Origin of the sequence: Pseudonocardia lutea, assembly GCF_042658055.1 — a bacterium.
GTDB classification, from domain to species: domain Bacteria; phylum Actinomycetota; class Actinomycetes; order Mycobacteriales; family Pseudonocardiaceae; genus Pseudonocardia; species Pseudonocardia lutea.
In genome coordinates this window covers 1-11,329 of the sequence record NZ_JBHSQK010000122.1, presented here as the reverse complement: position 1 = coordinate 11,329, position 11,329 = coordinate 1, and the positions used below count along the sequence as shown (strand labels likewise).

7 protein-coding genes are annotated in these 11,329 nt (G+C 76.2%); 4 read left to right on the top strand and 3 right to left on the bottom strand.

The annotated features are described in order from the left end of the window. From ACFQH9_RS31310 to ACFQH9_RS31300, 3 genes are all read left to right on the top strand, one after another. A partial coding sequence (locus ACFQH9_RS31310; RefSeq protein WP_379571946.1) for a helix-turn-helix transcriptional regulator occupies nt 1-1,556 on the top strand: 1,556 nt, incomplete at its 5' end. 45 nt (nt 1,557-1,601) lie between these two features. Next, a complete protein-coding gene (locus ACFQH9_RS31305; protein ID WP_379571944.1) occupies nt 1,602-3,203 on the top strand; it encodes an FAD-dependent monooxygenase in 1,602 nt (533 codons plus the stop codon). An 83-nt stretch (nt 3,204-3,286) separates the two neighbouring features. Beyond that, nucleotides 3,287-4,522, top strand: coding sequence for an MFS transporter (locus tag ACFQH9_RS31300; RefSeq protein ID WP_379571942.1), 1,236 nt, complete (start codon nt 3,287-3,289; stop codon nt 4,520-4,522). Here ACFQH9_RS31300 and ACFQH9_RS31295 read toward each other — a convergent pair. Beyond that, nucleotides 4,495-6,105, bottom strand: coding sequence for a flavin-containing monooxygenase (locus ACFQH9_RS31295; protein WP_379571940.1), 1,611 nt, complete (start codon nt 6,103-6,105; stop codon nt 4,495-4,497). The two genes, ACFQH9_RS31300 and ACFQH9_RS31295, sit on opposite strands and share 28 nt — an antisense overlap. A 105-nt stretch (nt 6,106-6,210) precedes the next feature. On the opposite strand from ACFQH9_RS31295, the gene ACFQH9_RS31290 reads away from it, so the two are divergent. Further along, entirely contained in the window at nt 6,211-7,269 is a 1,059-nt protein-coding gene (locus ACFQH9_RS31290) for a tartrate dehydrogenase (protein WP_379571938.1), read from the top strand. 161 nt (nt 7,270-7,430) lie between these two features. On the opposite strand, the gene ACFQH9_RS31285 is transcribed toward ACFQH9_RS31290, so the two are convergent. Then, on the bottom strand, nt 7,431-8,885 hold the full coding sequence (locus ACFQH9_RS31285) for an FAD-binding oxidoreductase (RefSeq protein ID WP_379571936.1): 1,455 nt from the start codon (nt 8,883-8,885) through the stop codon (nt 7,431-7,433). Nucleotides 8,886-8,956: 71 nt separating this feature from the next. Then, a partial coding sequence (locus ACFQH9_RS31280; RefSeq protein WP_379571934.1) for an ATP-binding protein occupies nt 8,957-11,329 on the bottom strand: 2,373 nt, incomplete at its 5' end.

The window sequence follows — 11,329 nt, the reverse complement described above, 5'->3', positions numbered from 1 at the left end:
CCGCCCGACCCCACGCCGCCGAGCGCGCCGGACCCGACCCGGCGCTCGCGGCCGAGGTGGGGCGCGAGCGGATCCGCGTGCTCACCCTGACCGGTCGCGCGCACGAGGCCCTCGACCTCGGCGCGGCCCGGCTGCCCGGCCTCACCGGGAACCGGCACGCCGGCCTGTGCCTCGATCTCGCCCGCACCGCCGTCGTCGCCGGGCGGTGGGCCGCGGCGGAGGACTACGTCGAGCGGGCCGGGCGGCCCGCCGACCCCCGCTCGGCGGTCCTGCTCGCCGACGCCGCCTTCGGCGCCGGGAGGGTCGACGAGGCCGCGGCCCTCGCCACCGAGGCGATCGCACGGGCCGAGGCGGCCGGCGCCCCGGAGAGCCTGTGCGAGGCCCTCGGTGTGCGCGCCCGCACCCACTGGCGCACCGACCTCGCCGCCAGCAGCGCCGCCTTCCGCCGCGCCGCGCAGGTCGCCGCCGAGCACGGGCTGGCGCCGTGGCGGGTCACCGCGCTGTTCGGTGCCGGGATGATGGAGGCCCTCGACGCGGACGAGCACCCGACCCTCGACCTCGCCTGCGCGCTGGCGCGCGACGCGGGGATGCTGGGCCAGCTGGCGTCGGCGCGGATCATCCTGGCCGACGCCGCGTTGATGATCGACGGACCCGCCGCGAGCGAGGTGCACGCGCGGCGCGCCCTCGACACCGCCCTGCGGCTGCACCTGCCGGCCCTCGTGGACATCGCCCGGATCCAGACCGCGTACGCCGTCGCCGCCGGGGGCGACCCGGCCGGCGCCGAGGAGCTCCTCGCCGCCGTGCCCGAACCGACCCCGGGGAACCGGGCCCTGACCTCGCTGGCCCGGGGTGTGGGCGCCCTGGTCGAGCACGACCTGCCCCGCGCGGCCCGCGAGTTCGGCTCGGAGATCGACCTGGTGCTGACGGACCGGGCGATGCCGATGGTCGCCCCGGTCGGGGCCTGGCTGTTGCTCGACACCGTCCTCGGCGGCGGCGCGCGGGCCCGGGAGCGGCTGGCAGCCCATCCCTCCGGGCTGTCCCGGTCGATCCGGGCCGCGCTCGCCTTCGCCGACGCCGTCGACGCCGGTCGGTCGGGCCGTGCCGCCGAGGCGGCACGGGCTCGGGTGCGCGGCGACCGGCTGCTGGGGCGGCGGGCCTGGTGGCGGCGCCTGCTGCGGCCGATGGTGCTCGAGCGCGCGGTGCACGACGGCTGGGACGACCCCGTGCCCACCCTGCGCGCCGATCTCGCCGCCCACGAGGCCGCGGGCGCGGAGCTGCAGGCCCGCACCTGCCGGGACCTGCTGCGCGCCGCCGGGGCGCCCACCCGGGGCCGGCACGGCACGACCGTCCCGGCGCTCCTGCGGGAGAAGGGCGTGACCCGGCGCGAGTACGAGGTCCTCGTGCTGGTCGGGCGCGGCCTCACCAACCCCGAGATCGCGCAGCGGCTGGTGCTGTCCCGGCGCACCGTGGAGACGCACGTCGCGAACCTGCTGGCGAAGACGGGCGCGCCGCGCCGCACGGAGCTGCACCGGTGGGTCGGGGGCGAAGCTCCGTAGTGCTCACGGATCCGGCGGGGGCGGCCCGGGCGCACGCTCCCGGACATGCAGAAACACGCCGGCTCCCGGCACGGGAGCCTCACCGAGACCGACGTCCTGGTGGTCGGCGCGGGTCCCGCCGGGCTCGCGACGGCCCTGGCGGCCGTGACGCACGGGGCCCGCGTCCTCGTCGTCGAGCGGCGCAGCACGACCTCGACCATCCCGCGCGCCACCGGAGTGAGCACCCGGACCATGGAGATCCTGCGCGAGTGGGGCCTCACCGACGCGGTGCTGGCCGGCTCGATCGGCGACGTCCCGCCGCGGGTCGCGGTCGCCGAGACCCTGGTGGCCCCGGCACGCGAGCACCGCGACGTCGGCTATCCCACGCGGCGCGAGGCCCTGCGCGCCAGTGCCGCGCACCCGCTGCTGTGCCCGCAGGACCATCTCGAGCCGCTGCTCGTCGCGGAGCTGCGCCGGCGCGGTGGCGAGGTCCGCTTCGACAGCGCCCTGGTCGACCTCTCGGTGGTCGACCTGCCGGCGGCTGCCGGGGTCGAGGCGCGCCTGGCCGGCGGCGACCGGGTGCGCGCCCGGTTCGTCGTCGGGGCGGACGGGCCCCGCAGCCGGGTCCGGACGGCCCTGGGCATCGGCCTGGAGGAGCTGGGCACCCTCGGCGACTACGTCCAGGTGCTGTTCCGGCCGGACGCCGGATCGGGGGTCGACGCCCACTTCGCCCGCGAACCGAGCGTGCTGTGGACCATCGAGCACCCGGAGGCCGCCGGTGTGCTGCTGCCGGTCGGCGCTGGGCGCTGGTGCTACGCCCGGCAGCTCCCCGACGGCGGCGATGGCACCGGGGCCGAGCGGATCGCGCACTACACACCGGAGTACTGGCGGTGGCTGCTGCGCACGGCGACGGGCCTGCCCGCGCTCGAGCCGCGGCTGCTGGGCACGCAGGCCTTCACCATGGCCGGCGCGGTCGCGACGACGATGCGTTCCGGCCCCGGGTTCCTGGTCGGCGACGCCGCGCACCGCATGACCCCGGTCGGCGGCAACGGCATGAACACCGCGATCCACGACGGCCACGAGCTGGGCTGGCGGCTCGGCTGGGCGGTCCGCGGGTGGGCGGGCCCGGCGCTGCTCGACTCCTACGCCGAGGAACGCGAGCCGGTCGGCCGGGCGCGGGCGCTGCGCTCGCTGCGTCCCGGCGTCACCGACCGGATCGACGGCCTGACCGGGGACGTCGGGCTGGCCTACCGGTCCGGGACCGTCGTCGCCGGTCCCGCCGACGGGGACCTGCACGTCGGGACCGGGACCGCGCAGCCCGGCGAGCGGCTCCCGCACGTGTGGGTCCGGGCCGAGGGTCGCCGGCGGGCCGTGCTGGACCTGCTCGGGCCCGGGTTCACCCTGTTCACCGGCGCGGAGGCGGCCGACTGGCGCGCCGCGGCGGCGCACCTCCCGGTCCCCGTCGCGGTTCCGGAGGTCGGGGACGACCGGGTCGCCCGCCGCTGCGGGCTCGGCCCGGGCTCGGCCCTGCTGGTGCGGCCCGACGGCGTGATCGCCTGGCGGCACGACGCCCGGGCCTGGGAGACCGGCGCCGACCACGCCCGGAGCCTGGCCCGGGCCGTGGGCGCGGCCGTCGGGCTCGAGCCCGCGGTGGCGTGCGCGGCCTGAACTCGGCGGGCACCCGGGGTGGGCGCCGGGTGAGCCGGGCAATCCCGGGCGGCCCGCCGGCACGTTCCGTACGCTGCACCCCGATGGCGAACGGCACGACCGGTGGGACCGGCGCGACAGGGACCACACGCACGGACCGGCGGGCGCGGATCGCGGTCGCCGCGGTCTTCCTCACCAACGGGGCGGTGTTCTCGAACCTGCTCCCCCGGTACCCGGAGATCAAGGCCTCGCTGGAGCTGAGCAACGCGCAGCTGGGCACCGCGGTCGCGGCCTTCCCGTTCGGTGCCCTGCTGGCCGGGCTGACGGCCTCGACGCTGGTCCGGCGGTTCCGCTCGTCGCGGGTCGCGACGTTCGGGATGGTCGTGGTGGCCGTCGGCATCCTGCTCGCCGGGCTCGCCCCGAGCTGGGGCCTGCTGGCCGCGGCGCTGTTCGTGGCCGGGGCCGCGGACGCGGTGGTCGACGTCGGGCAGAACGCGCACGCCCTGCGCGTGCAGCGCCGCTACGGCCGCTCGATCTTCAACTCCTTCCACGCCACCTGGAGCGCCGGATCGGTGCTGGGCGGGCTGATGGGCTCCGCCGCCGCCGGGCTGGCGATCCCGCTCGGCCTGCACCTGGGCGTCTCGGCCGGGATCTTCGTGACGGTCGCGCTGGTCGCGTACCGCTTCCTGCTGCCCGGCCCGGAGGACTCCGAGCGCGAGCCCACCGAGTCGCCGGCGCGCGTGCGCTCCCGGGCCGGCGGGCGGGCCCTGCTGGTCGTGCTGGTCCTCGGCGTGATCGCGTCGGCGGGCGCCCTGGTCGAGGACTCCGGCGCGTCCTGGGCGGCCGTCTACCTGTCCGGCAGCCTCGGTGCGGCCGCGGCGGTCGCCGGCCTCGGGTTCGTGGCCCTGCAGGCGCTGGAGTTCCTGGGCCGGGTGGTCGGCGACCGGCTGGTCGACCGGTTCGGGCAGCGGGCGGTGGCCCGGGGCGGCGCGACGGTCGTCGTCGTCGCGATGGGGCTGGCCCTGGCCTTCCCGACGGTACCGGGCACCATCGTCGGGTTCGGCCTGGCCGGGCTCGGGGTGGCGACGCTGATCCCCGCCGCCATGCACGCCGCCGACGAGCTGCCGGGGCTGCCCACCGGCGCCGGCCTGACGGTCGTCAGCTGGCTGCTGCGGATCGGGTTCCTGGTGGCGCCCCCCGTCGTCGGGCTGGTGGCCGATGCGACCTCGCTGCGCGTCGGGCTGCTCGTCGTCCCCCTCGCCGGCCTGGTCATCCTCGCGGGCGCGGGAGCGCTCCCCCGCCGCGCCGTGCGTCACGCCGAGAGCACGAAGCCCTCGTAGCCCTTCTCGGCGACCTCCGCGCAGGTCCGCGCGTAGGCGGCCATGCCGCCCGCGTACGGCATGAACACCCGCGGCTTGCCCGGGACGTTCGCGCCCAGGTACCACGACGTCGTGGCCTGCGGCAGCAGCGTCCGCTCCGCCACCTCGTTGACGTGCGCCACCCAGTCCCGCTCGGCCTCCTCGGTGGTCTCCATCCGCGAGACGCCCTTCTCCCGCAGGTGGACCAGGCAGTCCGCGATCCACTCGACGTGCTGCTCGATCGCGGTCGGCATGTTGCACAGCACCGACGGGCTGCCCGGCCCGGTGATCGTGAACAGGTTCGGGAATCCGGCGACCTGCAGCCCGAGGTGCGACACCGGCCCGGCGGACCACTTCTCGCGCAACGGCAGCCCGCCCGCGCCCCGGATGTCGAGGCCGAGCAGCGGGCCGGTCATCGCGTCGAACCCGGTCGCGAAGACGATCACGTCCAGCGGGTGCTCCTCGCTCGTCCGGATCCCGGCCGGGGTGATCTCGCGGATCGGGTCGGCCCGGACGTCGACGAGCGACACGTTCGGCCGGTTGTAGGCCTCGAAGTAGTCCGTGTCGATCGGCGGGCGCTTGGTGGCGAAGCCGTGGTCGCGCGGGGTCAGCTTCTCGGCCGTCTCCGGGTCCCGGACGATCCCGCGGATCTTGGCCCGGATGAAGTCCGACGCCGTCTCGTTGGCCTCCCGGCTGGTCAGCAGGTCGGCGAAGGAGGCCCGGAACTTCAGGCTCCCCCGCTGCCACGCGGCCTCGTAGATCGCCGTCCGCTCCGCCTCGTCGACCGCGAGCGCGGAGACCTCGCTGATCAGGAACGGGTGCCCGTTCGTCGACTCCCGCTGGATCCGGCGGATCTCGTCGTAGCGGGCCTTCACCTCGGCGCGCTCCGCGGCGGAGACGGGGCCGTTGCGGGCCGGGATGCTGTAGTTCGCGGTGCGCTGGAAGACCGTCAGATGCGCGGCCTGCGCGGCGACCACCGGCACCGCCTGGATGCCCGTCGACCCGGTCCCGACGATCCCGACCCGCTTGCCGGCGAGGTCCACCCCCTCGTGCGGCCAGCGCCCGGTGTGGAACCACTCCCCGGCGAAGGAGGCCAGCCCGGGGATGTCCGGGACGTTGGCGGCGGACAGGCAGCCGACGGCCGTGACCAGGAACCGGCAGGTCAGCGTGCGGTCCGCGGTACGCACCGTCCAGGTCGAGGTGTCGTCGTCGAACGCCGCGGACTCGACCCGGGTGTCCAGCTCGATGTCCCGGTACAGGTCGAACCGCTCGGCCACGTGCTCCAGGTAGGCGCGGATCTCGTGGTGCTCCGGGTACCGCTCGGTCCACTCCCACTCCTGCTGGAGCTCGGGGTCGAAGGAGTACGAGTAGTAGTAGCTCTCGGAGTCGCAGCGCGCGCCCGGGTACCGGTTCCAGTACCACGTGCCGCCGACCCCGCCGCCCTGCTCGAGCACCCGCACCCGGAAGCCCTCGGAGCGCAGCCTGTGCAGGGCGTAGAGGCCGGAGAACCCGGCGCCGACCACCAGTACGTCCAGATCGGTGTCCGGACCGTTGCGAAACGTCATCGTTCCCTCCCGCCACCCCACTCTGCGCGACGACGCGGTGATCCGCCAGATGCACCTGCCTCGTTCCCGCTGGCGACGGTCGCCGCTCCCGGGGAAGGTGAGCGCATGAGCACGACACACCGGATCGCGCTGATCCCCGGCGACGGCATCGGGCAGGAGGTGATCCCGCCGGCGACCGCGGTGCTCGACGCCGTGGGCCGCCGGCACGGGATCTCCTTCACCTACGACGGGTTCGACTGGTCCTGCGAGCGCTACGCGCACGAGGGTGCGATGATGCCCGCCGACGGGCTCGACCGGATCCGGTCGCACGACGCGATCCTGCTCGGCGCCGTCGGCTGGCCCGGCGTGCCGGACCACGTGTCGCTGTGGGGGCTGCTGATCCCGATCCGGCGCGCCTTCGCCCAGTACGTCAACCTCCGCCCCATCGCGGTCCTGGAGGGCGTGCCCAGCCCGCTGTCCGGCGCGAAGGCCGGCGAGGTGGACCTCGTCGTCGTCCGGGAGAACGCCGAGGGCGAGTACTCCGAGATCGGCGGCCGGATGAACCGCGGGCTGCCCTCCGAGCTGGCCGTGCAGGAGGCCGTGTTCACCCGGGCCGGCATCGTCCGGATCGCCGACCACGCCCTCACCCTGGCCGCGTCCCGCCGCGGGCACGTCACCTCGGCGACCAAGTCCAACGGCATCGTGCACACCATGCCGTTCTGGGACGAGGTGGTGGCCGAGCGGGCGGCCGCGTACCCCGGCGTCGAGCTGCGCAGCGAGCACATCGACGCCCTCGCCGCCAAGCTCGTGCTCCGCCCGGCGGACTTCGACGTGATCGTGGCCTCGAACCTGTTCGGCGACATCCTCTCCGACCTCGCCGCCGCGGTCGCGGGCTCGATCGGGATCGCGCCCTCGGGCAACCTCAACCCGGAGCGCGAGTTCCCGTCCATGTTCGAGCCCGTGCACGGCTCGGCGCCGGACATCGCGGGCAAGGACCTGGCGAACCCGCTGGGCGCCATCTGGTCCGCCTCGATGATGCTCGACCACCTCGGGCACCCGGAGGCGGGCGCCGAGGTGCTCGACGCGGTGCGCGCCCAGCTCGCCGAGGGGCAGGTCCGGACGCGGGACATGGGCGGCACCGCGGGCACCGCCGAGTTCACCCGGGCCCTCCTCGACCGCCTCTGAGACCGCCTCTCAGACCGCCTCCGAGACCGCCTCCGAGACCGCCTCCGACCCGCCCCGCTGCGGCCGTCGTGCCCAGAGGTGCGGCGGGCGGACCCCCCGGCCGCGCTGCACGGGGGCGCGGCGGGCGGGACCCCTCGCCCCGCCCGCCGCGCCGGCCGGACTCACTCCGCCGCGGGGCGGACGTTCTGGTTGAGGTGGAACACGTTGTCCGGGTCGTAGCGCCGCTTGACCCGGGCGAGCCGGTCGTAGTTGCCGCGGTAGGCCGCGCGGACCCGGTCCTGGCCCTCCTCCATGAGGAAGTTGACGTAGGCGCCGCCCGCCGAGGTCGGGTGCAGCTCCTCCCAGTAGTCCCGGGTCCACTGCGTGAGTGCCTCGGCGTTGGCCGGGTCGGGGTCCACGCCCACGATGACGCCGGCCCATCCGCCGTCACGGTAGGCGAAGGCGGTCTCGTCGTCGGCGACCCGGGCCGCGGCGCCGTCGATCGGGTAGAGGTGCATCGTCGAGTGCCCGCTGGGCAGCCGGGCGCCGAACTTCTCGTGCACCGCGATGCCGGCGTCGGAGATCTCGGAGAAGAAGTCCGCGCGCCAGTACCACTGCAGGCCGGCCGGGTAGAGGCCGTCGAACGCGCTCTGCAGCGCCGTGAACGGCATCGGCCCCACCCCGACGACGAGGGGCGAGCCGAACTCCCGGACCGGGGCGAGCACCTCGTCGGCGCGGTCGTGCGGGCCGCTGTAGCACCAGACGATGCCGCAGGCCTTGCGGCCCCACAGCTCCTCCGGGAAGGGCGGCGCCGGCGGGATGGTGAGCAGCCCGAACCAGCCGCTGAGCTCCTCCGGCAGGGACGGCACCAGCTCGCGGTACCAGCGCAGCACCTCGGCGGTGTCGGCCAGGTCGTAGAGGACCGGCCCGCCGAGGACCGTGCCGTGGTCGCCGACCGGGTGGCAGCGGAAGGTGAAGGAGGTGACGATCCCGAAGTTGCCGCCGCCGCCGCGCAACGCCCAGAACAGGTCCGGGTGGGAGCCGGCGCTCGCGGTGACGACGCGCCCGTCGGCGAGCACGACCTCGGCCGCGAGCATGTTGTCGACGGTGAGGCCGTAGCGGCGGGTGAGGTAGCCGATGCCGCCCCCGAGCGCGAGGCCGGCGACGCCGGTCGAGGCGATGAAACCCGACGGCGTGGCGAGGCCGAAGGGCACCGTGACGCCGTCGACGTCGCCCCAGGTGCAGCCGGCGTCGACGCGGACCGTGCGGCCGTCGGGGTCGACGGTGGTGCCGCGCATCACGGAGAGGTCGACCACGAGCGCGTCGTCCCGGACCCCGAGGCCGGCGGCGTGGTGGCCGCCGCTGCGGACGGCGATCTCCCGGTCGTGGGCGCGGGCGAACCGGACCGCTCCGACGACGTCCGCGGTGTCGTGGCAGCGGGCGATCGCGGCCGGCCGCTGGTCGATCATGCCGTTGTAGACGGCACGGGCGTCGTCGTAGCCCGGGTCGCCCGGGAGGATCAGCTCGCCCCGCAGGTCGGCGGCGAGATCGGCGAACGGCGGGGTCGTCGGGGTCGGCGGGGTCGTCGGGGTCGGCGGGGTCGTCGGGCTCGTGGTGCGGGAGGGTGTGGTGGTCACATCCGCTCCTTGTCGGTCGGTGCGCCCGACCTGCTCGGACGCGACACCGGCCGACGCTAGGAACGGGCCGTTCACCCGCCGTTCGGGTGCGCGGTCGGCGTTCCGGTCCCCGGGCGAACGGCGAACGCCCCCTCGGACGCGCCGCGGGCCTCCAGATCGGCGCGGCACCGGGCCAGCAGCGCCACGCTCCCCTGCCGGGTGGCCAGCCGCGCGCCCTCCTGCAGCCGTTCGACCGCACGCGCGGGGTCGTCGTGGGCGGCGCGCCGGCGCAGGACCTCGGGATCCCACCAGACGTCGTCGTGGGCCCGCCCGGCCGCGAGGGCGGCGTCGAGGGTGGCGGCCGCGGCGTCCGGCCGGCCGTCGCGCTCCAGCCGGTCCGCCAGCAGCGACAGCCAGTAGGGCATGCGGGCGAACGCCTCGTGCGCCTCGAGGCTGGCGATCCCGGTCCGGATCAGCTCGGTGCCCGACGCGTCGGGTCGCAGCCAGCCGTCCAGCACGCGTCCCCAGTCCTCGTAGTAGGCGAACGAGTAGCGGTCGCACAGCCTGCGCAGCTCGTCGACGACCCGGCGCAGGTCCGCCCGGTCGTCCCGGAGCTGGTGGGTGATCGCCCCGTACGCCAGGGCCACGGCGAGGACGAAGGGGTTCCCGGTCGTGCGGGCCAGCGCGATCGCGTCCCGGCTGGTGGCCAGCGCCTCCTGCGGGTCGCCCAGCAGCCAGTGCGCGTGCGCCGCGAACGCCCGCCCGTGCACGTCCGACCGCGTGCCGATGCTCAGCGGGTGGTAGCCCCCGAACTCGACGGCGTGCTGCAGGTGCTCGAGGGCCTCGGCGGGGCGGCCCAGGCTCAGCGCCGAGCCGCCGAAGGCGAAGTGCGCCGGCCCGCTGAGCTCGGAGCCGGGTTCGACCAGGGCCAGCGCCCGACCGGCGGTGCGGTGCGCCTCCTCGGTGTCGCCGTGCACGAACAACGATGTCCAGAGCCCGACGAGCCCGTTGAGCTGCGCCTCCCGGTCGCCCAGCAGCTCGGCCCGGGCCACCGCGCCCTCCAGCGTCTCGCGCACGCGGGCCGACGAGTACCCGAACTGCGCGTTCAGCGGCGCGGCCATGGCCTCCAGCAGGGCGAGCTCACGGCGCGTGCGGCCGGGGCCCTCCGGGAGGGTGCGCACCAGGGCCAGGGCCTCCTCCAGCAGCCGGACGGCCTCGCTGTGCGCGAACATGCCGGCGGCCACGGCGGCGGCGCGCCGGTAGTACCCGATCGCCCGCTCGGCGTTGCCGCCCCGGGCGTACTGCTCGGCGAGCTGCGCGGACACCGCCTCGGGGTCGTCGGTGTGCAGGATCTCCAGGCTCTGCGCGACCCGGCGGTGCAGCAGCCACCGCCGGGGCGGGCTGACCTGGGCGTAGGCCGCCTCCCGCAGCAGGTCGTGGGAGAAGTCGTAGCCGTCGCCGGTCTCCCGCAGGATCCGCGCGCGCCACAGCTCGTCGACGGCCCGGACGACGGTGTCCGGGTCGAGGTCGGCGGCCTCGGTGAGCAGGTCCAGGGTGAAGTCCCGGCCGACGGCCGCGCCCAGCCCGGCGAGCTCGCCGGCGGGCGGGCTCAGCTGCTGCAGCCGCCGGACGAGCACCGCGGTGACCCCGTCCGCGCGGTCGGCCGACCCCGGCGCGGGACCGGCCGCGGCACCCGCGCGGGCGCTCTCGACGATGTAGAGCGGGAAGCCGCCGGTGGTGGCCTGCAGCTCGGCGGCGGCGCCCGGATCGGGAGCCCGGCCGGTCAGGGCCTCGACCAGGGTGGCGGTGTCCGCCGCGTCGAACGGCGTGACCGGCACCTCGGTGAGCAGGCCGGTGGCCTGCATGCGGGTGATCCAGCGGTCGAGCCCCGGCTCGTGGTCGTCGGGGTCGTCGCGCATGGTCGCGACCACCAGGACCGGCGTGTCCGGGGTCGGGCCGAGGACGAAGGTGACGAAGGCGAGCGTCTCCGGGTCGCACCAGTGCAGGTTGTCGATCGTCAGCAGGACAGGGCGGCCCGAGTGGAGCAGTCCGCGGGCGAGACCCTCGTAGAAGCGGTGCCGCTGCCAGGCGTCGACCATGGCGGGCGGCCCGGGCCCGTCCCGGGTCCGCGTCGTCGGCACGAGCCGCTCGACCTCCGTCCGCCAGACCGGGTCGAGGTCGGTGAGCGCGGAGCGGATCGCCGGGGTGCGCAACCAGTCCGCCACCGGGGCCAGCGCGAGCCGGCCCGCGGTGCCGAAGCACCGGGCGCCCGCCACCACCGCGACGGCGCGGCGCACCCGTTCGGCGGCCTCGGTCATCAGGCGGGTCTTGCCCACCCCGGCGTCGCCCCGCAGGAGCACCAGGCCCGGGCGCCCCGTCGCGGCCCGACCCCAGCGCTCCTCCAGCAGGTCCAGCTCCCCGAGCCGCCCGACGAGCCGGGAGCCCGCGCGGCCCGCCCGGGCGGG

What these genes read in the sequence shown, in the direction of transcription:
- ACFQH9_RS31305 (WP_379571944.1), top strand. Translation starts at nt 1,602, where the DNA reads ATGCAGAAACACGCCGGCTCCCGGCACGGGAGCCTCACCGAGACCGAC.
- ACFQH9_RS31300 (WP_379571942.1), top strand. Translation starts at nt 3,287, where the DNA reads ATGGCGAACGGCACGACCGGTGGGACCGGCGCGACAGGGACCACACGC.
- ACFQH9_RS31295 (WP_379571940.1), bottom strand. Translation starts at nt 6,105, where the DNA reads ATGACGTTTCGCAACGGTCCGGACACCGATCTGGACGTACTGGTGGTC.
- ACFQH9_RS31290 (WP_379571938.1), top strand. Translation starts at nt 6,211, where the DNA reads ATGAGCACGACACACCGGATCGCGCTGATCCCCGGCGACGGCATCGGG.